Source organism: Pseudoalteromonas aliena, from assembly GCF_038155085.1.
GTDB classification, from domain to species: domain Bacteria; phylum Pseudomonadota; class Gammaproteobacteria; order Enterobacterales; family Alteromonadaceae; genus Pseudoalteromonas; species Pseudoalteromonas aliena_A.
In genome coordinates, this window is the sequence record NZ_JBAKAU010000204.1 from 1 (window position 1) to 217 (window position 217).

Annotated in this window: 1 pseudogene; it reads left to right on the top strand. The window is 40.6% G+C overall.

From position 1 onward, the window contains the following. Positions 1-217: pseudogene (locus V6260_RS19095) on the top strand (universal stress protein UspE); the annotation flags it as partial.

The following is a 217-nucleotide window of genomic DNA, read 5'->3' on the forward strand; positions in this document are numbered from 1 at the left end:
TTATGAAATGACAACGATGCTATCTGGCGAAGAACGCGTAGCAATGCGTGATGCCGTGCTAAAAGATCGCCAGCTATGGCTTATCGATTTAGTTTCTCCTTACAAAGATATATATATTGACACCCAAGTGGTTTGGCATAACGGCCCTTATGAGGCCATAATCGCTACTGTAATTGCTCAAAAGTACGATTTAGTAATTAAAGGGACACATCAACTT